The sequence below is a fragment of the Arthrobacter sp. M71 S08 genome, assembly GCF_059089725.1.
This window is the reverse complement of sequence record NZ_JBNHEY010000003.1, coordinates 357,695-382,391: the sequence shown is the minus strand read 5'-3', so window position 1 is coordinate 382,391 and position 24,697 is coordinate 357,695. Positions and strand designations below refer to the sequence as shown.

Genomic DNA, 24,697 nt, shown 5'->3' with positions numbered 1-24,697 from the left:
CGCTGCGTATGCGCACACGGCTACGCTTGACGCATGCCTCCTGCACCTTCGCCGAAACCGCCGTCGCTCACCGAGCGCACCATCGAAGCGGTGCGGGACGATATCCGGAACGGTTCGCTGGTACCCGGCGAACTGTACTCCGTCTACCAATTGGCGGACCGTTTGGGTGTGTCCCGCAGCCCGGTCCGCGAGGCGCTGCTGCGGCTCGCCGAGACCGGAATGGTGACCATCGAGAAGAACCGCGGCTTCCGTGTGGTGCTGCCCGGTGCGCGCGAACTTGCTGAGATCATGGCGGTCCGGCTGGCACTTGAAGTTCCGGCAGCTGCGCAGGCTGCCCGGCGCGCCGGCCCCGGCGACCGCGCGGTCCTCGTAAAGGAACGCGAGGCCATGCAGCAGGCGGTCCGGGACGGCGACGAAGGCGCTTTCCTCCTGCACGACCAGCGGCTCCATGCCGTCCTGCTCAACCTGGCGAGCAACAGCCATACAATCCGCATCATCGAGAACCTGCGCGACGCAACCCGCCTGGTCGGCATGTCAACCATCCGCACAGCCCGCTCTCTCGAGGACGTCTACGCCGAGCATCTGCCGATTCTCACCGCCGTCGAACACGGCGACGCGCACGCCGCGGCGCAGGCCATGCGCCGCCACCTGGAATCGACGGGAAAGCTCCTGCTGCGCGGTGCGGCAACCGAGAACGACGACGTCGATCGCCTCTGGGAGGACTACGTCGACTGAGCGCAGGCGCCGTGCGATGGCGCCGCCCCTTCCGCTCGCGTAGAAATGAGGGATGGACAGCTTGCTGGTAGTCGGCCCGATGCTTAGGTACGTCGATGAGACGACGGCAAGTGTGTGGGTGGAAACGCGCTCGACCGCCACTGTCCGGGTCATCGCCGCCGGCCGGGAATGGGAAGCAGGAACCTTCGCGGTGCATGGTCACCACTATGCGCTGGTTGAGGTGGACCGGCTGGAGCCGGGATCAAGCTCGGCTTACACGGTGGAAATCGATGGGCAGCGGGTGTGGCCGGAAGACGGATCGCCCTTCCCTGCGCCGACCATCCGCACCCTGGACCCGGACCGCCCTCTGCGGCTTTCCTACGGCTCCTGCAGGACAAGCGAAGCGAACGACCTCGCAGCGCACAAGACGCACGGTGTGGACTCCCTGCTGGCGTTCGCACTGGACCTCGCCGCCCGTGGTGAAGGGGCAAGGCCGGATCTCATCGCGTTTCTGGGTGACCAGGTGTACGCGGATATCCCAAGCAATGAAATGCGCCAGCTCATCCGCGACGATCGCGGAATCAGCACCAAGCTGGACGCCGAACTCCGCAACTATGAGGAGTACACGCAGATCTATCGCCTGGCATGGTGCGGCGAGGCCATCCGGTGGCTGCTCTCCACTGTCCCGAGCGCCATGATCTTCGACGACCACGACATCCGTGATGACTGGAACTCTTCCCTGCTCTGGAAGAAGAAGGTAGCGGCACTCCCCTGGTGGCATGACCGCATCGTCTCCGGCCTCGCGTCCTACTGGGTGTACCAGCACCTCGGAAACCTCTCCCCGGCCGAGCGCGCCGCCGATGAAGTCTGGCAGACCATCAAGTCCCACCAGGGACCCGAAGAGCTGGACCTCAGCCCTGTTGTCGAGGCAGTCGTCGAGGAGGCGGACCGCGACCCCGAGCGTTACCGCTGGAGCTTCTGCCGCGACTTCGGTGACACACGCCTGATCGTTCTGGACTCGCGGGCGGCGCGCGTCCTGGAAATCGGTCAGCGCTCCATGCTTGACCGCAAGGAGTTGCAGTGGCTGGACGAGAGGATGCAGGGCGATCGGCGGCACCTGCTGGTCGCCACGTCCCTGCCGTTCCTGCTCCCGCGGGGGCTCCATCACATTGAAGACTGGAACGCCGTGCTGGCCGACGGCCGCTGGGGCGAGCGGCTTGCCACGGTGGGTGAGTGGATACGCCAGAAAATCGATCTTGAGCACTGGGCCGCGTTCCCGGGCAGCTTCCGCGCCGTCGCTACCATGGCCACTGAGGTCGCCGAAGGCAGGCGCGGCACTGCGCCGGAAACGGTGACATTCCTATCCGGTGACGTGCACTTCTCCTACATCGAGGAGGTGGATCACCCCATGCAGTCCCGCGTCCTGCAGGCGGTCTGCTCCCCGATCCGTAATCCGCTCCGGCCTGCGCTGCGCTGGGTTGCGGCGTTGCTGTCGACGCGGGTGGCCGGCCCGCTCGGCGGCATGCTGGCCCGCTTCGTCCCGCATCCGCCGTTCCACTGGTCCACCCTGAAAAGCCCGTGGTTCGACAACAACCTCGCAAGCCTGGAGGTGACCGAGGAGGGCTTGAAGCTTCGGTGGGACACCGGCGTCGTCAGCGGCGACCATGCTGCCCCGACACTGAAGGAAGTCACCTCGATCACCATCGTGCCGCACCCGCTAACCGCTCGGGAAGCACGCTAGACACCCCTCCTTCACGGGCGGGTACTTGGGCCTCTGAAACGGCACCGCCCGCCCTTGACGCTACCGGCGTGACGGGAGTTTCGTTGAAGCATGGAGTGGTTGAGCGGCGTGCTCGACGCCGAGGGATATGAAGTGGGGCGGCAGATCCTCCAGCGCGGAGTGGCCGCGATCTACTTGATCGCCTTCATCTCGGCCATCAACCAGTTCCCGGCGCTCCTCGGTGAGAAGGGGCTGCTGCCGGCGCCGAGATTCATCCAACGGGCCGGCAAGCGCGCCGGCCCCACGCTGTTCCGCTGGCGTTACTCCGACCGGCTGCTGCTGGCGCTGTGCTGGGTAGGCAGCGTGATCGCGGCGCTGCTGGTGATCGGGATTCCGCAGGCCGGTCCACCGTGGCTCCCGATGCTCGCGTTCCTGATCCTGTGGGCGCTGTACCTGTCGATCGTGAATGTGGGTCAGGTGTTCTACGGCTTCGGGTGGGAGAGCCTGCTGCTTGAAGCCGGATTCCTCGTGGCGTTCCTCGGCTCCAACGAGGTGGCACCTCCGTTCCTGGTTCTGCTGGCCATCCGGTGGCTGGTGTTCCGACTGGAGTTCGGAGCCGGCATGATCAAGATGCGTGGCGACCGCTCCTGGCGCGATCTCACCGCGCTCTACTACCACCACGAAACCCAGCCGATGCCCAACCCGGCCAGCCGGTTCTTCCACTTGCTCCCGAAGCCGCTGCACCGCATTGAAGTGGCGGGCAACCACTTCACGCAACTGGTGGTTCCGTTCTTCCTCTTCGCGCCGCAGCCGGTCGCCGGAATTGCTGCCCTCATCATCATCGTCACCCAGGGCTGGCTGGTGATTTCGGGGAACTTCGCGTGGCTCAACTGGATCACCATCGTCCTCACCTTCGGCGCGGTGCCCGACTCCTTCTATGAAGCCCTCGGCGTCACCATCGCACCCACTTACGGCACGACGCCCGTCTGGTTCGCCGCCGCCGTCGTTCTCATGACTGTTTTCATTGCCTATCTGAGCTGGCAGCCGCTGCGGAACCTGTTCGCGAAGAGGCAGTTGATGAACGCCAGCTTCAACCGCTTCCACCTGGTCAACGCGTATGGTGCGTTCGGCAGCGTGACCAAAGTCCGGTACGAGGTGATCGTCGAAGGAACAACTGACGACGGCGCTCCCGGGTCCCGCTGGGAGGAGTACCAGTTCAAGGGCAAGCCGGGCGATCCCAGCCGCATGCCCCGCCAATACGCGCCCTACCATTTGCGCCTCGACTGGCTGATGTGGTTCCTGGCGTTAGGGTCCGACGGCGGATGGTTCACGCCGCTGCTGGCGAAACTCCTGGAGGCGGATCCGAAAATCCTGAAGCTGCTGCGGCATGACCCGTTCGGCGGTGAACGGCCGAGATACGTGCGCGCCCGGGTGTTCCGCTACCGCTTCTCCACGCGCGAGGAGAAACGCGCCAACGGGCTGGTGTGGATGCGGGAGGAAGCCGGGACGCTCGTGGATCCGGTGACCCTGAAAGCAGACCACCGGCGCTGAGGGGGCGCAGGATCGTCCTTTCGGTTGATGTTCTGGCGCAGGCCCGGGACTAACCTGAAGTGCGGTTCTTTTGGTTCGACGCCCGTTCGCACAGTCACCTCAACCCGAGACGCCGCCGCGCCAAGCAGCCAACTATTCGAGGAACCGGCTTCATGCTGATCAAATTGGTCCGCCACTACCTGCGGCCCTACTCGCCATTTGTCCTGGCAGTCGTTGTTCTACAACTGGGAGCAACCATCGCCGCTCTCTACCTGCCCAGCCTGAATGCGCAGATCATCGATGAAGGGGTTGCCAAGGGCGACACCGAGTACATCTGGAATACCGGGGTGGTCATGCTCGGGGTGAGCCTGATCCAGGTGGCAACGGCTATAGCGGCCGTCTACTTCGGATCGAGAGCGGCCATGGCTCTGGGCCGAGACCTGCGAAAGAGCGTGTTCCACAGGGTATCCGGCTTCTCCGCACAGGAAGTGAGCCACTTCGGCGCCCCGAGCCTGATCACCCGCGGAACCAATGACGTCCAACAGGTGCAGATGCTCGTTCTGATGGGCCTGAATTTCATGGTCGCCGCTCCGATCATGTGTATCGGCGGAATCTTCATGGCTCTGCGCGAAGACCTGCAACTCTCGTGGCTGGTGTGGGTGTCAGTGCCCGCCCTATTCGTCGTCGTGGGTTTTTTGGTCTGGCGCCTGATGCCGCTGTTCCGCACCATGCAGGTCAAGATCGACAACATCAACGGCGTGCTGCGTGAGCAGATCACCGGCATCCGCGTGGTCCGTGCCTTTGTCCGGGAGCCGTTTGAGGTCCGCCGGTTCGGCAAGGCCAACAGGGAGCTCACAGACGTCTCACTGGCCGTGGGATCACTGTTCGTCCTGATGTTTCCGACCATCGGGATGATCCTCCACCTGGCCACGGCGGCAGTGCTGTGGTTCGGCGGTTTGCGGGTAGCCGACGGAGAGATGGAGGTGGGCGCCCTCACCGCCTTCCTGCAGTACCTCCTGCAGATATTGGTGGCGGTCATGATGGGCACCTTCATGGCGATGATGATCCCCCGTGCGTCTGTCTGCGCGGAGCGCATTGGCGAAGTCCTCGACATTGAGCCCTCCGTCCATGAACCGGAGCGCCCGCTGCAGCCCACCCGCAAAGCCGGCGTGGTCGAGTTCCAGAACGTCACCTTCGCCTACCCCGGCGCGGAGGCTCCCGTGCTGAACAATGTGAGCTTCACCGCCCGGCCGGGGGAAACCACCGCGATCGTGGGCAGCACCGGTGCAGGAAAAAGCACCCTGATCTCCATGCTGCCGCGCCTTTTCGATGTCGGCAGCGGCGAGGTTCTGCTCGACGGCATTTCCGTCACCGATATGGCTCGACCCGACATCACTGACCGCGTGGCACTGGTACCGCAGCGCCCCTACCTGTTTTCCGGCACCATCGCCCATAACCTGCGGTTCGGGAACCCTGATGCGCACGATGACGATCTCTGGGAAGCGCTGACCGTCGCTCAGGCAGCGGACTTCGTGCAGGCGAAGGAGCACGGCCTGGACGCATCCGTCTCGCAGGGCGGTACCAACGTCTCAGGCGGACAGCGTCAGCGGCTTTGCATCGCACGGGCGCTTGTGGCGAAACCCAAGGTCTACCTTTTCGACGACTCATTCTCCGCGCTGGACGTAACCACCGACTCACGGCTGCGCTCCGCGCTGAAGTCAAAGACCCGGGACGCCACCGTGATCATCGTCGCCCAGCGGGTAACCACCATCACCGAGGCAGACCAGATCCTCGTGATGGATCACGGCGAGATTGTCGCCCGCGGCACTCACAATGAGCTACTGCAAACGTCTTCGACCTACCACGAGATTGTCGAATCGCAGACATCAGCGGAGGAGATGGCATGAGCACGGACAAAGACACCAGTCCGGACGCAGACCGCACCATCGAGCCCGTCCTCGCCCCTACCCCCGGTGCTGCAGCCGACGCCGAGGCACAGGTGCTGGAGGAGGAATTCCGCCCCTCCGAAGCTGACGGTGACATGTTCGGCGGCGTACCCGCCAAAAAAGCCAAGCACTTCTGGCCCTCTGCCAAGAGGCTCTTCGGACTGTTGGCACCGGAAAAGGCCGCCATCGTGGTGGTGCTCGCGATGGTGGTTATCGCCGTCGTCCTCAATGTCATCGCGCCGCGGGTGCTCGGCAGTGCCATGGATGCAATCTTCAGCGGCGTCATCAGCAGCAACCTGCCCGACGGCGCCAGCCAGGAGCAGGTCATAGAGCGGCTGCGCGCGGAAGGACAGGACCAGTTCGCCGACATGCTCTCCGGCATGGAGCTGACACCCGGTGCGGGCATTGACTTCGGCCTGCTCGGCCGGTTGATCTACCTCGTGCTCGGCATGTATCTCGTGTCCTCGCTCTTCATGTGGCTGCAGGGCTACCTGCTGAACAAGGTCGTCATGCGGGTGGTCTACAACCTGCGCCGCGATGTGGAAGACAAGCTGAACCGGCTTCCGCTGAACTACTTCGATACCCGGCAGCGGGGCGATCTGCTCTCCCGCGTCACCAACGACGTCGACAACGTCCAGCAGGCGCTGCAGCAGGCCTTCGCGCAGTTGATCATGTCAGCCCTGAGCCTGATCGGCATCACGGTGATGATGTTCGTGGTGTCCTGGCAGCTTGCCCTCATCGCCCTCATCGCGCTGCCGCTTTCGGCGCTCGGAGCGGGCCTGATCGGAGTCCGCAGCCAGAAACTGTTCGCCGAGCAGTGGAAGAACACGGGGCAACTCAACGGACACATTGAAGAATCCTTCAGCGGCCACGACCTGGTTCGGGTCTTCGGCCGTGAGAAGGAGTCGGTGGAACAGTTCGACCAGAAGAACGAGGATCTCTACAGGGCATCATTCGGTGCCCAGTTCGTCTCCGGGATGATCATGCCGGTGATGCAATTCATCTCCTACCTCTCCTACGTGGGCATCGCCGTCGTCGGCGGCCTGCGCGTGGCATCCGGGTCCATGACGCTCGGTGAGGCAACCGCGTTCATCCAGTACTCGCGCGAGTTCAACCAGCCGCTGAGCCAGATGGCGGGAATGGCCAACATGCTCCAGTCAGGAGTCGCTTCCGCAGAACGGGTCTTTGAGCTGCTCGACGCCGATGAACAGGACCCGGACACCGCCACCGCCTCCCTGCCCGCCCGGACAACCGGGCATGTAGAGTTCGAGCACGTCAGCTTCAGCTACAGCCCTGACAGGCCCCTTATCGAGGACCTGTCATTCGCGGCGAGCCCGGGTGAAACAGTGGCGATCGTAGGTCCGACGGGTGCAGGAAAAACCACACTGGTGAACCTCGTGATGCGGTTCTACGAACTCAATTCCGGGCGCATCACGGTGGACGGCGTGGACATCACCCACATCAGCCGCGCGGAGCTGCGTTCAAAGGTGGGCATGGTGCTTCAGGACGCCTGGCTGTTCGGCGGATCGATCTACGACAACATCCGCTACGGCAACCTTGATGCCACGGAAGATCAGGTGATGGAAGCAGCGAGAGCCACCTACGTCGACCGTTTTGTCCGCGCCCTGCCGGAGGGGTATGACACGGTGATCGATGAGGAGGGTAACAACGTCAGTGCAGGCGAGAAGCAGCTGATCACCATTGCACGGGCGTTCCTCGCCAACCCATCACTGCTGATCCTGGATGAAGCCACCAGCTCGGTCGACACCCGAACCGAACTGCTGGTGCAGCATGCCATGGCGGCGTTGCGTACCGACCGCACGAGCTTCGTGATTGCCCACCGCCTGTCCACCATCCGGGATGCGGACATCATCCTTGTGATGGAGGACGGCCGGATTGTGGAGCAGGGCAGCCACACTGCCCTGCTCGAGGCTCAGGGGGCGTATTACCGTCTCTACATGTCGCAGTTCGCTGCGGCAGCCGCTGATCCCGTCTAGGTCAGTCTTTGCCCCAGCGGTCGGGACTGTTTGAATGAAGTGATGGCTATTCAAAGGGGAACGCAATGAACTACACCAAGCTCCTGCTGACCGGCGGCACGTCGCTCCTGGCTGGTGTCTTCCTCTTTCTGGTTCCGCTGAGCGAGATCGTCGACGGCACCGCCGGCGGGCTGGACTGGTTTCTCGCGGTGATCGGAGCGTTCCTGCTCCTTGAAGGAATTGCCATGTTCTTCCTCGGGATGCAGGCACGCAAGCGCGACCTCAAGCGCTCGTAACGTTTCAATTCCCCCTCCACGCGAGCCAAAATCGGTTTACAGTTGATCGGGTGAACAATCCGCCTGCATCCCAGGCTCAAACCCCTCGCTATGTTCCCGGCATCAAGTACATCCTGATGCTGGGAGCCCTCGCCGCCCTGCCTGCCGTCACCACTGACATGTACCTGCCGTCGCTTCCCGCGGTTGCGGAGGACCTGCGGGCGAGCCAGGCGGCCGTGCAGTTCACGCTGTCCGGGATGCTGCTGGGCGGAGGTGTCGGGCAGCTCGTGATCGGTCCGCTATCCGACCGGTTCGGGAGACGATTGCCGCTCATCATCGGGATCACCCTCCACGTCGTGATTTCACTGCTGTGCTCGATCGCGCCCGACATCGCCACGCTCATTGTGCTTCGCGTTTTGCAGGGATTCTTCAACGCGGCCGCCGCCGTCGTCGCTATCGCAGTAATCCGGGACAGGTTCGTGGGATCCGACGCTGCCCGGCTCCTTTCACGCCTGATGCTGGTCATCGGCGTTGCCCCGCTGTTCGCTCCCACCGCGGGGCAGGCGATCGCCGGACTGTGGCACTGGCGCGCAGTGTTCTACGCGCTTGCGTTGATCGGGGCAGCCCTTGTGATTATCGTGTGGCGGTTCATGCCGGAGACCCTGCCGGAGGAGCGACGCCGGTCGAGTCACGTGCGGCACGTGGCGGGCGGCTACTGGCACCTGCTGCGCAACGTGCGCTTCATGTCGCTCGCGGTCATCCCGGGGCTCGGCCTCGGTGTGATCATGAGCTACGTGGTGGGTTCACCCTTCGTGTTCCAGGACCAGTACGGCCTCAGCCAGGCACAGTTCGCCATGGTGTTCGCGCTGAACGGGGTTGCGCTGGTGCTGTCCGCACAGGTGAACGCGGCGCTCGTCAGGAGAATCGCTCCAGCGCGGCTCCTTCGCACGGCGGCGGTCGCGCAACTGCTGTTCGCTCTGATCCTGCTCGCAGTTGCCGCCACCGGGTTCGGCGGCGTCATCGGGCTCTGCGCCGCTCTCTGGCTGGTCCTCGGCACCCAGGGCATGATCCCGGCCAACGCGTCGGTACTCGCACTCAACTCCTACGGGCACATGGCGGGCACCGCTGCGGCAGTGATCGGCGCCCTGCAATCCGGCGTGGCCGGTATTGTCAGTCCGGTGGTGGGGCTTCTGGGCGGCGATGCTGTATCCATGGCTGTTGTCATGCTCGGCACTGTGGCGCTCACCGTCGTCGTGCTGCTGTGTGGCACACCGGTGTTCCGCAAGGGCGGCTGGAAAGCTCTCGAAGTTCCGGAGGAACCCGCCGCCGCGAATCCCTAGTCGCTGGGGCTGGTGTCCGTGGTCAGCTCTCGGTCGTCGTCGCCCTCCTGGTCTTTCTCTTCGGCGGGCCCTGCGGCTTCGTTGACCCCCTCAGCGACACCCTCGGCTTCGTCTGCGGCCAGATCCGCGACTTTTTCATCGTCGGTACGCTCAGGGTCCCGCGATACCGGATTGTGCTCGTTCTGAAGGCCGTCCTGTACGCCGTTCTGTGAATTACCGGTTCCCATGAGTTCCTCCTACGATCATCCCCGCTGATTTCACCTACGTTACCGCCCAGCGCGATCCCGTGGGGCGTCTTCCGAACCAGCAAGTCGGCAAGGATGGCAGACTCGAACCCATGCGTGAACTCGTGATCCTCGGCACCGCCTCCCAGGTTCCCACCCGGACACGCAACCACAACGGTTACCTGCTCCGCTGGGATGGCGAGGGGTTGCTCTTCGACCCGGGCGAAGGCACGCAGCGGCAGATGACCTACGCCGGCGTCGGCGCTTCAAGCATCACCCGCATCTGTCTGACCCATCTCCACGGCGACCACTGTCTCGGCCTCCCCGGGGTTCTGTCCCGCATGGTGCTCGACGGCGTAACCCATCCGGTGCACCTGCACTATCCGGCGTCCGGGGAAGAGGCGGTCCGCGCGCTGGTTTCACTGGCGACCCCGGGTCTGGACCTGCGGTTCAAACCCCACGGTTCGGCCGGCGCCATCGCTGACGGGCTGGAAGTGCAACAGCTGCGCCACCGGATCGAGGCCTACGGTTACCGGTTGAGCGAGCCCCCGTCGCGCAGCCTGGTGCCGGAGCGACTCGCTCACGCCGGAATTTCGGGCCCCAACGTCGGGCGCTTGCAGCGCGAAGGACGCATCGGCAACACAACGCTTGAGGACGTCAGCATCCCGCGTCCGGGTCAGAGCTTCGCCTTCGTCATGGATACCGCAGAATGCGAGGGCGCCGAGGCGCTGGCCGACAGCGCCGACGTCCTGGTGGCGGAATCCACCTTCAGCAACGACGACGCCGGTCTCGCTGAGCAATACCTGCACCTCACCGCCGGGCAGGCCGGCGCGCTGGCCGCGAACGGCAACGCGGGAACGTTGGTGCTCACTCACTTTTCATCGAGGTACCCGGATGTCGGCCTGCTGGCGGAACAGGCAGCGGCCGCCGTCGTCGGCACGCAGGTGATCGCGGCCAGCGACCTGGACCGAATCCCATTCCCGAAGCGCCGCCGCGTCTCCTAGCGCAGGCCCCTAGGGCGAGTCAGAGGCGCGGGCAGTTCGGCCAGTACCTCGGGGCGCCGCTTGCCCAGTTCGGCGTGGAGGACCTCAAGGGCGTCGCGCACCGGCCCGCCGTCGTCGTTCTTTCCAAGCGCCAGGCGAGCGCGGCGAAGGAAGGCATCACCGTCATTCTCGCGTGAGCGCAGCTCCCGCAGCGGTGCCAGCAGGGCGGCCCGGCGAAGCCATGGATCCGAGCTGGACGCCCACCGGTCCAGTACCTCTTCGGCGTGGGCACGCTCGTGCCCTGCCAGGCGCGCGGCCAGGGGTCCGACAACGTCGACCGCGATCGGGTCAACGAGCGCGTCCTTCCGGCTATCCCTCACATACCGCTCCAGCCGCGCGAGATCAGAATGTCGGAGCAGCGCCACGTCGGTCTGCAGCAGCACGACGGCGGCAAGGCGCCTCTCGAACACCGGTTCAAACCACAGCTCAGCGCTGAGAAGGAGCACGTCCTGCCGATCCATGCCGCGGAACTTGCGGCCGGCGTCACGGACGGTGCCACGGACCGCGCCGACGGACGCCCCGTAATAGTGGAGTCCGTCGTCGAGCGCGTTCAGCGCATCGGCACGGTCCCAGGACGCTTCGCGCTGCAGCGCTGCGTCAATGAAATCAGCTGCCGCGCTCAAGGCTTAGACGCGGGGTGCCCCGGGCCGTTGGGGTTGGTCTCAGGATCATTCCCGGGGCCGCGCAGGTGCTTCTGCGCCGAGCCGCGGGCGTTCTGGATCACGCCCTGGTGCTTGCCTTTGGTGGCCTTGTCTGCGGCGTCCGCCACACGGTCCACCACCTTGCTGCCCATCTGCTTGGCCTGCGGGCTGTTGATTGCCTCCCGAACCTTCGGGTTTCGAGCGAGTTCCCGGGCGATCTTGCCGAGCGAGCCTAATCCAGCCATGACGCGGTACCTATCTTCGTAGTGGTGTCCTGCAGTACCAACGTAGCCGCCCGGCAAATAATCCCCGGCACCACCGCGGATATCACCCCTGGCGTGCTTTCATTCGTGGGTTCTTTTTGTTGATGACGAACGTGCGGCCGCGGCGGCGGACTACCTGTGCGCCGGGTACCTTCTTGAGCGCTCGGAGCGAATTACGTACCTTCATGACTGCCTTCTCCTCTGTGATTTCGATTAGTGGGTGGATTCGAGACCGAACGGATCTGTGGACGCGTCGATGCCGGCGGCCATCTCGTCGTCCGTGAGTTCGCAGCCGGCGAGCAGTGCTTCTATCTGCTCCGGATCCACTTCTTCGCCAGTGACGGCCAGGACGCTTCCACGTTCTCCCACGCTGGGAAACCAGACGGTTCGCTGGTCCGGTTCGATCGGGAACGGCGCGATCTGCCATGGTCCCGTGTTCTCGAGACATATGCGGGGACCGATTCCCTGCAGGGCAATGCAGCATCCGGGGGCCGTCGCCACCCATAGCCGGCCCCGCAGCCAACAGCATCCCTCCGCCAGCAATGTCAGGGCTTTGCGGAACCGTTCGGGATGAAGCGGCCTACGCGCCGTGCGCACCACGGTGGAGAATGACGACGACGGTCGCCCTGCCGGTACCTGCACGGTGCCCGGCGCGGAGCGGATCAGAGCAGCTGCCAGATCATGGTGGCCGGTACGGACGGTTTCATGGCATTCGGTGACCGCGGCGTGGGGCGCTAGTTCCCGTATGAGGTGAATGCCGCGCGATCGCACTTTCGGGTCCACCGGAATGAGCGCCGGGTCCGCGAGGAGCACGGTGTCGCTGAAGGAGAGCGCGCCGATCACGAACTCGCCGGGCGTCCTGTCGTCCTCCGGGACCGACGTCATGCCGGATTCAAACAGGGTGTGGTGGTCCCAAATTTGGTCCTCGAGCGCGTCTGGTGCGCATGCGAACACAACGGAGTTGACACTGAACGTTCGGCTTAGACCGTGGAGCAGGGCTTGGACGGCTGTCTCCCCGGTTACTGCCGGCGGCAGACCGAGCACGATGTTTTCGACACCTCGCGCCAGCAACTGTTCGACGGTAGGCACCACGTCCAACCGGACCGTGCAGCTTAGACAGCCGTGCTCCAGGAGATTCTCCTGCCGTTCGACCAGAGCTTCCCCTTCGAAGATCCGCCGGACTACCCGCCCCTCCTCGAGGAGGTCGTGAAGCACGACGACGGCGTTGGGCAAGGTCCTGCGGATGGCTTCACATGCCTGTTGACGGCTGAAGTAGTCGAGTGAGTTGACGATAGTGATGAACACAATCCGGAAGTCCACATGAGAATGGTTCTCATGTAATGCTGGCGATCTCCTCAGGTGATTCCGCCCAGACCCCGGACAGGCGACAGCATCAGCTGTCGCCTGTCCCTGAGAACGTCACCTACCGAGAGCGGCTACGCCTCGAACCGCTCGGGGCGGAAGGTGGCCAACATGGGGTGCCTTTCGCCCGTCAGTATCTCGCCGGCCAGAAGCTCCCCTGCGATCAGGCCAAGGGTGGCGCCCGAGTGGGTGAACGCAACGAAACACCCCGGGACCTTCTGCAGCTCACCGAAAACCGGTTCCCCATCGCCCGGAATCGGCTTGCGGCCGATCTCCCAGGAGGCCGCCTTGAGCTGCGGCGTTCCCTCGATCAAGGCGGAGGCCTCGTCGGCGAGTTCCTGGACAACGGCTTCCGGGATGGAATAGGTGCCATCCGACTGCTCCGTGATCTGCTCCTCATACCAGTCATGATCGAGGGCGAGGGTGCTATCAGGGTTCGGACGCACGGCGGCACGGGGCGTGTTCATCACAGCGCGAACACCGTGTTCTGCCGGTTCAGTCAGTACAAGCATGGACACCGGTGAGGCGTCATCGATATGTACGCCGAGTTCTGCGACGACCGCGGGCGTCTGTGGTCCGCACGCGACCAAAACGACGTCGGCCGCATAGGCCTCCCCGTTAGCCGCTGCAACGCCTGCCGCCCTGCCCTGATCGCCTACAGTGACCGACACCTTGCCTGCGTGGGTGACGAGGTCACCGCCCAATTCCTTGAACTCCTCCATCAGGAACTCGATGAGATGGGGCAAACTCACCCACCCTTCCCCCGGATTGAAGATGGATGCTGATCCCGCAGTGGCGCTATTCACGTTGGGCGCGCAGCGGTTGATCTGCTCGGGAGAGAGGAGGTGGGAGTCGTAACCATGCGCCTTCTCGTACTCGTGGCGCTTCACCGTCGCTGCGCTGTTCGCTTCGACATCCCAGAACAGGCCGCCGTCGAAGCGCAGCCAGTCGCGATCGGGATCGGAAGCAAACAGGGTGCGGTACCGGTCGATCCCCGCCAGGCGAAGATCATGGTAGGGGCGGGACCGTTCCCCCGCCGAGTTCAGCCAGGACAGTGACCTCCCGGAGGCTCCGCTGGCGAGTTCCCCCTCACTGAGCAAGACGACTGACGCTCCGCCGCGAAGCAGGTGGACGGCTGTGGAGACTCCCAGGATGCCGCCGCCGATGACGGCAACTCTCCGGGCAGGTGATTCCAGGGACATAGCTACTCACTTTCTCAAGCTGACAGACCTAAAGCAGGCCGTGAATTTCTTCGATGATTTTGAGGACGGCAACGGAATCGGCTGGCTCTACGGGCAGGTCCCCACCGTTACGGATAGCGCCGGCCAGTAGCCGGTAAAACTCGGGGTAGCTGCCTCGCTCGGTTGGAACAAGTTGCTCCATCTCCCCTGTGCCCAGAGCACCCCAGCGAGATTCGGGCTCAACCCCGTAGCGGGGATCGGATGGCGAAAGCCCGCCGTCCAGGGCCGGCTCCTGTCCGTCGAGGCCCCATTTTGTGTAGGCCGAACTGGAACCCAGCACATGGAATCGGGGAGCGGGGCGGGCGGCCAGGCCGTTCATCCACAAGCGGGAACGCACTCCCGACTCATGGAGCAGAGACACGAAAGTGTCTTCATCCGCGTCTGAGGTGCTGCGTGCCGAGTGACGTGTGGCTTCCGCATGCAGGTCCTTGACCGGCCCGAACAGCACGATTGCCTGGTCAATCAGGTGGCTTCCGAGGTCAAAGAGAATGCCGCCGCCCTCGGATATGCGGGCTTCATCCTTCCAACTTTGGAAACCTTCGGGCATCCACCATTCGAAGCGCGACTCGAAGGTGCGGACGTCACCCAGGTGGCCACCGTCCATCAGCTTTTTGACGGTGAGGAAATCACCGTCCCAGCGCCTGTTCTGAAAAACCGAGAGCACGACGCCGGCGTCGCCCGCCTTCGTAATCAGCTCCCCGCCCTCGGCGGATGTAGGGACAAACGGCTTGTCGACAACCACATTGAGGCCGCACCCTAGCGCCTTGTCAGTCAGCGCATAGTGGTTGGCCGGCGGGGTTCCAAGCACGACCAGATCCAGCTCATCGGCATGGGCGAACACATCCTCGGGGCTTGCGAGGATCTTGGCCCCTGGGTATAGGGTCCCTGCCTGGGCTGCGCGGTCCGGGTTCCCTGTGACAACCACATCCAACGAATAGTGTGGGTCGGCCGCTATCAGCGGCGCGTGGAACACCCGCCCCGACACCCCAAAACCGACGACGGCGGTGCGCAGTGGCTTGACTGCTTCCACTAGAGCACCTCCGAGAGGAATCGCTGCAGCCTCGGAGACTGTGGCCGGTCGAACAGGTCCGCCGGCCGCCCCGCTTCAACGACCTCACCTTCATCCATGAAGACCACCTGGTCCGCGACCTTGCGTGCGAAGCCCATCTCATGGGTTACGACGACCATGGTCATTCCCCGTTCGCCGAGACCCGCCATCAGGTTCAACACGCCCTTGACGAGTTCGGGGTCCAGGGCGGACGTGACCTCATCGAAGAGCATGACCTCAGGCTCCATGGCGAGGGCGCGCGCGATGGCGACACGCTGCTGCTGTCCGCCGGAGAGGTCGCGGGGGCGATGGTCAGCCCGCTCGGCCAGACCAACTTCCTTCAGACGCTGCTCTGCGAGTGCTCGGGCGGCGGCTCTGGACATCCGCTTGACCTTCCACGGAGCGAGGGCAACATTCTCGAGTGCCGTGTGGTCCGGGAAAAGATTGAAGTGCTGGAAGACCATGCCAATGCGCAGACGCAGCGCATCGGGCTTGTCCTTCAGTACGCTGGCTCCACCCAGAAGGACGTCCCCGCTCTTGGGTTCATGGAGACGATTGATACCCCTGAGCAATGTGGACTTGCCTGATCCGGAAGGCCCGATAATGCAGGTTGTCGTTCCAGGATCCACGGTAATGTTCACATTCCGCAGGACGTCGATATCGCCATACGCCATGGACATTCCCCGCAACTCCAGGCTGGATCCGCGGAACGTCTTCGCTTCCGGATTGGCCATGGTCTGGCTCATCGATGTGGTCTGTTTCATCGTCCGCTCCCTGTGGTTGCACTCTCGATTTCAGTTACTTCCTTCAGGCCGCTGGTGGGCGCAGCCGGACGACGGCGCCCACCAGCCCGGAAACGCTGGTCGAAGTAGTTCACGAGGTGGGTAAGTGGCACCGTGATTATGAGGTAGAACAGCCCCGCCATGACGAGCGGCGACAGGTTTCCGGTGAGCACGGCCGCGTCCTGCCCGACCCGGAAGAGTTCGCGTTCTGAAACGAGCAGGCCGAGGAAGTAGACCAGAGAGGAGTCCTTGACGATGGCGATGAACTGGTTCACCAAAGCCGGGAGGACTCTGCGTATGCCCTGGGGCACGACGACGAGCGCCATCGCCCGGCCATAACTCATGCCCAGTGCGCGGCATGCCTCCAATTGCCCCCGTTCAACGCTTTGAATACCGGCGCGGAAGATTTCACCGATATAGGCGCTTGCGATCAGGCTGAGTGCGAGGACACCCAAGGGGTAAGGCGAGGGGCCGAATATCTCCTGGCTCATCCGCGCGAAACCCTGTCCTATCAGGAGAATCGTCAGGATGGCCGGCAGCCCACGGAATAGGTCAGTGTAAATGCGGGCCGGGATCCGCAGCCATCGCGACTGCGATATGCCCATGATAGCGACCATCATTCCCAGCACAACGCCGATGATCGTGGCACTGACCGAAATGATCAGGGTATTGACGAGCCCTACCTGAAGCAGTTGAGGCAACACTGCCATCATGGCTTCAAAGTCGAGGAACGTTCTTGCGAGGGTATCGAGCAGGTCCATTATTGGCTCTCAGTCGTCATACGGTTCGCTGCGCAGTACGAAATGTGCGCTGCTTCGGTCACTTGCCGGAAGTTTGTTCGGCTTCGGGCAGGTACTGCTCAGGCATCGGAGATCCCGGGAACCACTTCTGGTACAGCTCTTTCCATGTCCCGTCTTCCATTGCGGCGGCCAGCGCTTCATTGAGGGCTGCCTGGAATTCTTCCTTCCCCTTTGCAATGGCGAAGCCTGCGGGGGCGTCGAAGGACGGAATATCGGCTGCGCTGACCAGTCCGAACTTCTCCATGTAGTCCTTGGCCGCTTCATAGTCGAGGAAGTGTGCGTCGACGGTGCCGCTGTTCACTGCCGATATTGCGGTGTTGTTATCCGGGAAACGGACCAGGTCGGTTTCGGTGAAGTTTTTGACCGCATAGGCCTCCTGGAGGGTTCCCTGCACTACTCCCAGTCGCCGGCCCGCCAAAGCATCCTCGCCCGTAACGCCTGATCCTTCCGTGGTGATCACGGTGAGGTAGCCAGCAAGGTAGCCGTCTGAGAAGTCAACCGTTTGCTTCCGTTCCTCGGTAATGCCGATTGCGGCCACACCGACGTCGAACTGCTCGTTCGCAACGGCAGCGAGAAGGCCGGAGAAGTCCTGACCCGTGAAGACGACCTCCTCAATCCCGATGCGTTCTGCCACATTCTCGAAAAGTTCGACGTCGAACCCGGTGAACGCGCCGGATTCGTCGGTGAAGGTGTACGGCTTGGCGTCCCCGAGGCTCGCAACCCGGATCTTCCCCGGCTGGATCAAGCCGTATGGGTTGCTTTCGGCTGTGTCGGAAGCTGCTTCACTGCCGCAGCCTGTCATGACCAGAAGTGAGAGCGCCGCTGCCGCCATTGCAACGGTCGGGCGGAACTTGGAACGGATATTCATCATTGATCCAATCTTGCTTGGGTGTTGGGGTGCTAGTGGTGCCTCGGTTGCCGTACTTGTTGAGTCCGGTCTCAATCGCTAGGATGAGACCGGGCTCACAAAGGTTGATGAGGAATCTACGCGCACTACCAGAGAGACGTCAACCCCCATCATCCGAAAGGCTGCATATGACAACCTCCAGTTCACGGAAGCGGGACATCACCGTTGCCGACGTGGCCCGCGAAGCGAAAGTGTCCAAAGCGCAGGCGGCCAGGGCCCTCGGCGGCTACGGGGCTGTAAGTGAGGAGGTCAATTCACGGGTCCTGGCGGCGGCGGAGCAGCTGGGCTACAGACCCAACGAGCTGGCGCGGAGCATGAACACGGGAAAGTCCAACACCATCGGCGTTGTGGTCGGGGATATCGAGAACCCCCATTTCGGACTTGCCATGCGCGGCATTTCCGATGCCGCGAAACGAGCTGATTACGACGTAATCCTCATCAACACGGGCGAGGATCTGCAAGCCGAGGTCGACGCAGTGCGGGTCCTGCAGGACAAGCGTGTGGACGGCCTGATCGTTGCGCCCGCATCCTCCTCCAACACTCAACACCTGCAACAGATCGTTGAGGCTGGCCGCCCACTGGTGCTATTTGACCGTTCAGCGCCCGGCGTCGACGTCGACGTCATCGTCTCCGACGTCGAGCAGGCCGCGTACGACGCTACAAAACTCCTCATCAACCGCGGCCATGAGCGTATCTCCTACATTTCAGCGCTCGAGACCGGAGGCGCGGAGTATCAAAGTGGCAGACAGCTGGAATCTTCAGCGGTCGGCGAGCGCATTAGCGGGACCCGGCGGGCCTTCGATGAAGCCGGACTTCCGTTCCACGATTCCTTCATCCGACTCGGCGCTAGCACAACAGAGAGCGTCCAGTCGATCCTCAATGACCTGATGTCCAGCGGTGAGAGAACGACGGCGATTGTCGCCTCTGACAGTCTCGTCGCGCTGAGTGTCTTGGAGATACTACGTGCCATGGACGTGAGGATCCCTAAGGACCTTTCCTTCGTGATGTACGACGACTTCCCTTGGACCCGGCTGGTTACACCGCCGCTGACCGTGGTTTCGCAGCCGGTCTACGAGCTTGGACAGGCAGCCGCCACCACTCTGCTGCACCGTATCCGGGGTGTCCTTCCCCCGGTCCTGCCCGTCTTTCCCGCCACCCTGATCGAGAGGGAGTCGGTGGGAGCACCCTCCCTCTCTGCATTTGCGAGGTAACACCCCGACCCATCCGGTATGCCGTTCGTCACAGATCGTCCCCAGAAGTTATCTGCGACGCGAGCGACGGATATCCTTGCTGCATTACCTCGCCCAAATCTGCCGACGTCGATGTCGTCCGGATCAGCGTGGAAACCGAGCCATTGAACCTGCCGCGCTCCAGTGCTGGAAGCCAGCGGCAAACGCCGGAACAACCGGCGAGAGAGAGGACCTGATCATCGTGGATCATAACCCTTCAGTCACCCGCGACACCTGGATGAGCCGGGAGGCACTCGCCGAAGGGATGATTCCCGTCATCGGCCGCCTGTACCGCGAAAACAACGTGGTCACGAGCATCCACGGGCGCAGCCTCATCAACAAGTCCACCATGGGCATCCTCAAGGCCCACCGCTTTGCACGCCGCATGGCCAAGGAAGAGCTGCGCCTCGAAGAGACCGCTCCCCTGCTTCGTATCCTCGCCGACCTGGAACTGGGCGCAGCGTCCATTGATGTCGCCCGCCTCAGCCAGAAGTACAAAACCGAGGGCCGGGGCGCCTCCCTGGAAGAATTCCTCCGCGCCGAGCTGGCCGACGTCGTAGGGAAGCGTGGCGCGGATGCGCGGACGAGCACCGACGTCGTTCTCTATGGCTTCGGTCGCATCGGCCGCCTGGTTGCCCGGCTGCTCATCGAGAAGGCAGGCGGCGGGCACGGCCTCTGCCTGCGCGCGATCGTGGTGCGCAAGGGTGCCGACAACGACCTCATGAAGCGCGGAAGCCTGCTGCGCCGCGACTCGGTGCACGGGTCCTTTGAAGGCAGCATCCAGGTGGACGAGGCAACCAACACCATCACCGCCAACGGTGTGCGTATCCAGGTCATCTACTCGAACGACCCGGCCACCATCGACTACACCGCGTACGGCATCAACAACGCGCTGGTCGTGGACAACACCGGCCGCTGGCGTGACGAGGAAGGCCTCAGCCAGCACCTGCAGAGCAAGGGCGTTTCCAAGGTCCTGCTGACGGCGCCGGGCAAGGGCTCGCTGAAGAACATCGTTCACGGCATCAACCACACGGACATCACCGCCGATGACCGGATTGTCACCGCGGCGTCCTGCACCACGAACGCCATCACCCCGGTACTCAAGGCCATCAATGACGAGTTCGGCGTTGTGCACGGCCACGTCGAAACCGTTCACTCGTTCACCAATGACCAGAACCTTATCGACAACTTCCACAAGGGCGATCGCCGCGGCCGCTCGGCTGCGCTCAACATGGTCATCACTGAGACGGGGGCTGCAAAGGCCGTCGCCAAGGCGCTGCCCGAACTTCAGGGCAAGCTCACCGGCAGTTCCATCCGGGTACCTACCCCCGACGTGTCGATCGCAATCCTGAACCTGTCCCTCGAGAACGAGACGACCAAGGACGATGTCAACGACTTCCTCCGGGAAATGTCGCTGCACTCCGCGCTGCGCAAGCAGTTGGATTACATCGACTCCCCCGACGTGGTCTCCACCGACTTCGTGGGCTCACGCCGCTCGGGAACGATCGACGGTCTCGCAACCATCTGCAATGACAAGAACCTCGTACTCTACGTCTGGTACGACAACGAGTTCGGCTACAGCTGCCAGGTAGTGCGAGTCATGGAGGAGATGGCAGGAGTGAATCCGCCGTCGTTCCCGGCGAAGGAAGCCATTCCGACGGCGGAGCTTGCCTCCGCCCGCTAGTCGGCAAAAGAGATCCCCCACTCGCCGCCGAGCGAGCCTATACTTTCGCCATGGGAACGGCCCTTCTGTTCGGGGTGGTCGCGTCGACGCCGCTGATCATCGGTTCGCTCATCGGCGTCCGGTTCAAGCTGCCGAAGCGGCTTCTCGCGATCATGCTGTCGTTCGCTGCGGGCTCACTGATCACGGCTCTTGCCTTCGAACTTTTCCAGGATGCCTACGAACACGGCGGGATTATGCTGGCGGCACTGGGGCTCTTTACCGGTGCCCTTGTCTTCACGGTGCTGAGCGCGTTACTGGACAAGTGGGCGCAGCCCGGAGGGAAGGACACTCCCGCCGACGAGTATCAAGGCAGTGCGAAGCTCGACACCGACACCGCCGCCGAGGATGAAAAGTCTTCCGCCGTTTCAACCCGCGGCGCTGCCGGCCTGGCCCTTCTAGCCGCTGTCACGTTGGACGGCGTGCCCGAGAACGTAGCCCTCGGAGTTGCGCTCGGCGGGGGCACCGGCGGGCTGGCGCTCCTCGCCGCCATTTTCGTATCCAACCTGCCCGAGGCGCTGGTTGGCTCCGCCTCCATGCGGAGTCAGGGGATGCCAAAGGGGCGCATCATCGGCCTCTGGTCGGCCTGCGCCGTGCTGCTGGTCGTCGCCGTCATAATCGGAGCCGGCCCACTTTCCGGTGCCACTGAGCAGACAATCTCTCTCCCTCTGGCCTTCGCCGCGGGCGCCGTGATCGCGTCTCTCGCGGACACCCTTATGCCGGAGGCCTACGAGCACGGAGGGCCCGCAGTCGCCATGAGCACTGCGGCGGGCTTCGTCCTCGCCTTCGTTCTCTCGCTCATGTAGGAGCGGCCGCCCGCGGAGCCGCCCTATAGTCGAACAATGGAACAACGCACACTTGGCAGAACAAAACGCAACGTCTCGACTATTGGGCTTGGAACATGGCAGCTTGGAGCGGACTGGGGAGACGTCCAGCCGGAGGACGCCCTCGCTGTCCTTGAGGCCGCCGCCGACGCCGGGGTGAACTTCTTCGACACAGCGGATGTTTACGGTGACGGCCGAAGTGAACAAACTATCGGGAACTTCCTGAAGGCCAATCCGGGCCTTGACATCACCGTCGCCACCAAAATGGGCCGACGGGTAGATCAGGTCCCCGAAAACTACACCCTCAAAAACTTCAGGGAATGGACCGATCGCTCCCGCCGCAACCTGCAGCAGGACACCCTGGACCTCGTCCAGCTGCACTGCCCGCCGTCCGCCGTGTACTCCTCATCCGAAGTGTATGACGCCCTCGACACGCTTGTGTCCGAAGGTGCCATTGCCAATTACGGAGTCAGCGTTGAAAGGACAGACGAAGCCCTTGAGGCGATAAGCCGCGGCAACACCGCCACCGTGCAGATCATTCTCAACGCGTTCCGGCTCAAGCCTCTCGATGAAGTACTTCCCGCGGCAAAGCAGGCCGGAATTGGCATCATCGCCAGGGTGCCGCTGGCCTCGGGTCTCTTGTCCGGCAAGTACACCAAAAACACGGAATTCCCGGAGAACGACCACCGCAACTACAACCGCACGGGTGCAGCGTTCGACGTCGGTGAGACGTTTTCCGGCGTCGACTTCGAGACCGGTCTGGCAGCCGCGGAGGAGTTCACCTCCCTGGTGCCCGACGGCGGCAGCACCGCCCAGGCCGCCCTCGCCTGGATCATCGCCCAGGACGGCGTCACCACTGTCATTCCGGGAGCCCGGTCCGCTGCCCAGGCGCGGGCGAACGCGGAAGCAGCAGGGCAGTCCGCCCTCGGCGGGAACATCGATGCGGGTGTACAGGACATCTACAACCGCTACTTCCGGGAAGCAGTTCATCCTCGCTGGTAGCAGGCCTCGACTGGGCGCAGTCACCGTCCTAGTGTTGAATTCCAGGGACCCGAACGGAAAGGACATTCACCATGGCTAACCTCAGTGAAGTTCGCGAAGGGATGGACGTCTTCGATGCCGACGGCAAAAAGGTCGGCAAGGTAAAGGAAGTCAAGATGGGCGACCCTGAGGCGGTCACTCCCCAGGGCCAGACTGAGGAGCGCCCCGGAATCTTCAGTTTCCTTACTGGTGCACTCACTCCCGAGGACGTTGATGAGGAACGTGCCCAGCGCCTGCTCAGGGTCGGCTACGTGGAGGTGGACGGGACAGGGTTTGGCAACCACTTCTATGAGGAAGCCGACTCCGTGGAGCGCGTCGATGACGAGGGCGTACACCTCAACATCACCCGGGGCTAGCCAACGCAAACAAAACCGTCATAAGCGAGCAGGACCGTGGAATCAGTTCCACGGTCCTGCTCATTTCTTGAGCTACTGCCTCCAAACTAACGGGCAACTGGGCCCGCAGCCGGCACTCATCACTGCTAGCCGGTGAATAGCGCGGTGACCCTGGTCAGGGTCTGGAAGATCCCATAAGCCAGTGGCAGTCCCACGAGCGCCCATACAACGGCCAGGCGAGCCTTGCTGATTTCCATTTCATGCCTCCAGTGCGGGTTCGTCGGTGGTGGTCTTGGACGGCTCGTGGAAACGGGAGTCCACGGGCTTGATCATCAGGTTCGCGATGAAGCCGATGATCAGCAGGCCGACCATGGTCAGTAGTGCGGGCTGGTAATCCGATGCGACAAGCTGCCCGGGCGTACCCCTTGCATCGAGGATCCCGTTCACGATCAGTGGACCTGCGACGCCGGCAGCGGACCAGGCGGTCAGGAGGCGGCCGTGGATGGCGCCGACCTGGTACGTACCGAATAGGTCGCGAAGGTAAGCCGGAACGGTTGCGAATCCGCCGCCGTAGAAGGAGATGATCACGAACGCCAGCAGGACATAAAGCACTGTGGTGGAGGAACCTGCGAGGGCCAGAACCGTGTACAGCACGGCACCGACTCCGAGGTACACCATGTAGATACGCTTGCGCCCGATGATGTCCGATGTGCTCGACCATACGAAGCGGCCGGCCATGTTGCCGATTGACAGCAGGCCTACGAAGCCGCCCGCCACCGCTACAGAAACAGCGCTGATGCCGTCGGGCTGGCGGAAGAAGTCCTGGATCATGGGGGCAGCCTGCTCGAGGATGCCGATTCCGGCGGTGACGTTGCAGAACAGCGCGATCCAGATGAGCCAGAACTGCTTCGTCCTGATCGCGTTCTTTGCCGAGACATTGTCACTGGTGACCAGCGGCTTGGATTTCAGCGTGCTCGGATCGAAACCTTCCGGGCGCCAGTCCGCTGCAGGTACCTTGATGGTGAACGCTCCGAACACCATGTAGATCAGGTAGATCACCGCGAGAGTCACGAACAGCATGGATACCGCGTCCCCACTGGCCACCCAGCCTTCAGCGCCCGAATTCGGGTCGTACATCCTCAGCAGTTGTGTGGACAGCGGGCTGGCGATCAGCGCACCGCCCCCGAAGCCCATGATCGCCATACCGGTGGCAAGCCCCGGCCTGTCAGGGAACCATTTGATCAAGGTGGAGACGGGTGAGATATACCCGATCCCCAGGCCGATTCCGCCGATGACTCCGTATCCGAGGTACACCAACCACAGCTGGTTGGTGGATATACCGAGCGCTGCCACGAGGAAGCCGCTGACCCAGAACACTGCCGAGGTGAACATGGCCTTGCGGGGGCCGTTCGTGTCCACCCACGTCCCCATCAGCGCTGCGGACAGCCCGAGCATCACAATGGCGATGGAGAAGATGACGCCAATTTCGGTCAGGCTTGCATCGAAGTGCTCAACGAGCGCTGTCTTGTAGACGCTGGTGGCATAGGCCTGACCGATGCACAAATGCACGGCGAGCGCTGCGGGCGGAATCAACCAGCGGTTGAAGCCGGGTGGAGCGATTGTGTGTTCCCTGTCTAGCCAACTCATGAATGAACGCCTCTCCCTACTGTTTGTGGACTATCGTCCGCTCGGCCCCCACCAGGGATCATTGTGCATTAGGTCACATGTTGCCCGGG

At 63.2% G+C, this 24,697-nt stretch carries 25 protein-coding genes; 13 read left to right on the top strand and 12 right to left on the bottom strand.

Annotation, left to right across the window (positions count from 1 at the left end; translation table 11 throughout):
- Positions 1 to 33 precede the first annotated feature (33 nt).
- The 7 genes from AC5RTB_RS09200 to AC5RTB_RS09170 all read left to right on the top strand — a co-directional run bounded on the left by AC5RTB_RS09200 (position 34) and on the right by AC5RTB_RS09170 (position 9,501).
- Entirely contained in the window at positions 34 to 735 is a 702-nt protein-coding gene (locus AC5RTB_RS09200) for a GntR family transcriptional regulator (RefSeq protein ID WP_494060759.1), read from the top strand.
- Positions 736 to 787: 52 nt separating this feature from the next.
- Entirely contained in the window at positions 788 to 2,455 is a 1,668-nt protein-coding gene (locus AC5RTB_RS09195) for an alkaline phosphatase D family protein (protein WP_494060758.1), read from the top strand.
- A 90-nt stretch (positions 2,456 to 2,545) separates the two neighbouring features.
- Positions 2,546 to 3,985 carry a lipase maturation factor family protein gene (locus AC5RTB_RS09190; protein WP_494060757.1) on the top strand — a complete coding sequence of 480 codons (1,440 nt, stop codon included), beginning with the start codon at positions 2,546 to 2,548 and terminating at the stop codon, positions 3,983 to 3,985.
- 152 nt (positions 3,986 to 4,137) lie between these two features.
- A complete protein-coding gene (locus AC5RTB_RS09185; protein ID WP_494060756.1) occupies positions 4,138 to 5,871 on the top strand; it encodes an ABC transporter ATP-binding protein in 1,734 nt (577 codons plus the stop codon).
- Between the two features lie 134 nt (positions 5,872 to 6,005).
- Positions 6,006 to 7,907 carry an ABC transporter ATP-binding protein gene (locus AC5RTB_RS09180; RefSeq protein WP_494060854.1) on the top strand — a complete coding sequence of 634 codons (1,902 nt, stop codon included), beginning with the start codon at positions 6,006 to 6,008 and terminating at the stop codon, positions 7,905 to 7,907.
- A 65-nt stretch (positions 7,908 to 7,972) separates the two neighbouring features.
- Entirely contained in the window at positions 7,973 to 8,182 is a 210-nt protein-coding gene (locus AC5RTB_RS09175) for a hypothetical protein (protein WP_494060755.1), read from the top strand.
- 50 nt (positions 8,183 to 8,232) lie between these two features.
- A complete protein-coding gene (locus tag AC5RTB_RS09170) occupies positions 8,233 to 9,501 on the top strand; it encodes a multidrug effflux MFS transporter (protein ID WP_494060754.1) in 1,269 nt (422 codons plus the stop codon).
- Here the strand turns inward: AC5RTB_RS09170 and AC5RTB_RS09165 are convergent.
- Positions 9,498 to 9,728 carry a hypothetical protein gene (locus AC5RTB_RS09165; protein WP_494060753.1) on the bottom strand — a complete coding sequence of 77 codons (231 nt, stop codon included), beginning with the start codon at positions 9,726 to 9,728 and terminating at the stop codon, positions 9,498 to 9,500. The genes AC5RTB_RS09170 and AC5RTB_RS09165 overlap by 4 nt on opposite strands.
- Positions 9,729 to 9,838: 110 nt before the next feature.
- Between AC5RTB_RS09165 and AC5RTB_RS09160 the strand changes: the two genes are divergently transcribed.
- Positions 9,839 to 10,729 (top strand): ribonuclease Z, encoded by an 891-nt coding sequence (locus AC5RTB_RS09160; RefSeq protein ID WP_494060752.1) that lies wholly within the window; start codon positions 9,839 to 9,841, stop codon positions 10,727 to 10,729.
- Here AC5RTB_RS09160 and AC5RTB_RS09155 read toward each other — a convergent pair.
- The 9 genes from AC5RTB_RS09155 to AC5RTB_RS09115 all read right to left on the bottom strand — a co-directional run bounded on the left by AC5RTB_RS09155 (position 10,726) and on the right by AC5RTB_RS09115 (position 17,773).
- Positions 10,726 to 11,391, bottom strand: a complete 666-nt coding sequence (locus AC5RTB_RS09155) for a DNA alkylation repair protein (protein ID WP_494060751.1) — start codon at positions 11,389 to 11,391, stop codon at positions 10,726 to 10,728. The two genes, AC5RTB_RS09160 and AC5RTB_RS09155, sit on opposite strands and share 4 nt — an antisense overlap.
- Positions 11,388 to 11,654, bottom strand: a complete 267-nt coding sequence (locus AC5RTB_RS09150; RefSeq protein ID WP_494060750.1) for an Rv0909 family putative TA system antitoxin — start codon at positions 11,652 to 11,654, stop codon at positions 11,388 to 11,390. Before AC5RTB_RS09150 ends, AC5RTB_RS09155 begins: the two co-directional genes overlap by 4 nt.
- An 82-nt stretch (positions 11,655 to 11,736) precedes the next feature.
- Positions 11,737 to 11,859 (bottom strand): type B 50S ribosomal protein L36, encoded by a 123-nt coding sequence (gene ykgO / locus AC5RTB_RS09145; protein WP_026544400.1) that lies wholly within the window; start codon positions 11,857 to 11,859, stop codon positions 11,737 to 11,739.
- Positions 11,860 to 11,885: 26 nt separating this feature from the next.
- Positions 11,886 to 12,992: a GTP-binding protein gene (locus tag AC5RTB_RS09140; RefSeq protein WP_494060749.1), complete on the bottom strand. Its 1,107-nt coding sequence runs from the start codon at positions 12,990 to 12,992 to the stop codon at positions 11,886 to 11,888.
- A gap of 116 nt (positions 12,993 to 13,108) precedes the next feature.
- Positions 13,109 to 14,236 carry an NAD(P)/FAD-dependent oxidoreductase gene (locus AC5RTB_RS09135; RefSeq protein ID WP_494060748.1) on the bottom strand — a complete coding sequence of 376 codons (1,128 nt, stop codon included), beginning with the start codon at positions 14,234 to 14,236 and terminating at the stop codon, positions 13,109 to 13,111.
- A gap of 28 nt (positions 14,237 to 14,264) precedes the next feature.
- Positions 14,265 to 15,305, bottom strand: coding sequence for a Gfo/Idh/MocA family protein (locus tag AC5RTB_RS09130; protein ID WP_494060747.1), 1,041 nt, complete (start codon positions 15,303 to 15,305; stop codon positions 14,265 to 14,267).
- Entirely contained in the window at positions 15,305 to 16,087 is a 783-nt protein-coding gene (locus AC5RTB_RS09125; protein ID WP_494060746.1) for an amino acid ABC transporter ATP-binding protein, read from the bottom strand. Before AC5RTB_RS09125 ends, AC5RTB_RS09130 begins: the two co-directional genes overlap by 1 nt.
- A complete protein-coding gene (locus AC5RTB_RS09120; RefSeq protein WP_494060745.1) occupies positions 16,084 to 16,866 on the bottom strand; it encodes an amino acid ABC transporter permease in 783 nt (260 codons plus the stop codon). The genes AC5RTB_RS09125 and AC5RTB_RS09120 overlap by 4 nt, the downstream gene beginning before the upstream one ends.
- A 58-nt stretch (positions 16,867 to 16,924) precedes the next feature.
- Positions 16,925 to 17,773, bottom strand: coding sequence for an ABC transporter substrate-binding protein (locus tag AC5RTB_RS09115; protein WP_494060853.1), 849 nt, complete (start codon positions 17,771 to 17,773; stop codon positions 16,925 to 16,927).
- 167 nt (positions 17,774 to 17,940) lie between these two features.
- On the opposite strand from AC5RTB_RS09115, the gene AC5RTB_RS09110 reads away from it, so the two are divergent.
- The 5 genes from AC5RTB_RS09110 (at position 17,941) to AC5RTB_RS09090 (ending at position 22,982) form a co-directional block, all read left to right on the top strand.
- Complete coding sequence (locus AC5RTB_RS09110) at positions 17,941 to 19,023, top strand: LacI family DNA-binding transcriptional regulator (protein ID WP_494060744.1); 1,083 nt, start codon at positions 17,941 to 17,943, stop codon at positions 19,021 to 19,023.
- A 220-nt stretch (positions 19,024 to 19,243) separates the two neighbouring features.
- Positions 19,244 to 20,725: a glyceraldehyde-3-phosphate dehydrogenase gene (locus AC5RTB_RS09105; RefSeq protein ID WP_494060743.1), complete on the top strand. Its 1,482-nt coding sequence runs from the start codon at positions 19,244 to 19,246 to the stop codon at positions 20,723 to 20,725.
- Between the two features lie 50 nt (positions 20,726 to 20,775).
- Positions 20,776 to 21,567, top strand: a complete 792-nt coding sequence (locus tag AC5RTB_RS09100; RefSeq protein ID WP_494060742.1) for a ZIP family metal transporter — start codon at positions 20,776 to 20,778, stop codon at positions 21,565 to 21,567.
- A gap of 36 nt (positions 21,568 to 21,603) precedes the next feature.
- The gene (locus AC5RTB_RS09095) at positions 21,604 to 22,587 is read left to right on the top strand and encodes an aldo/keto reductase (RefSeq protein ID WP_494060741.1); all 984 of its coding nucleotides are present in this window, start codon (positions 21,604 to 21,606) and stop codon (positions 22,585 to 22,587) included.
- 71 nt (positions 22,588 to 22,658) lie between these two features.
- Positions 22,659 to 22,982, top strand: coding sequence for a hypothetical protein (locus tag AC5RTB_RS09090; protein WP_494060740.1), 324 nt, complete (start codon positions 22,659 to 22,661; stop codon positions 22,980 to 22,982).
- 125 nt (positions 22,983 to 23,107) lie between these two features.
- Here AC5RTB_RS09090 and AC5RTB_RS09085 read toward each other — a convergent pair whose 3' ends face one another.
- On the bottom strand, positions 23,108 to 23,218 hold the full coding sequence (locus AC5RTB_RS09085; RefSeq protein ID WP_494060739.1) for an MFS transporter small subunit: 111 nt from the start codon (positions 23,216 to 23,218) through the stop codon (positions 23,108 to 23,110).
- A 1-nt stretch (position 23,219) separates the two neighbouring features.
- A complete protein-coding gene (locus tag AC5RTB_RS09080; RefSeq protein ID WP_494060738.1) occupies positions 23,220 to 24,608 on the bottom strand; it encodes an OFA family MFS transporter in 1,389 nt (462 codons plus the stop codon).
- Between the last annotated feature and the right edge of the window lie 89 nt (positions 24,609 to 24,697).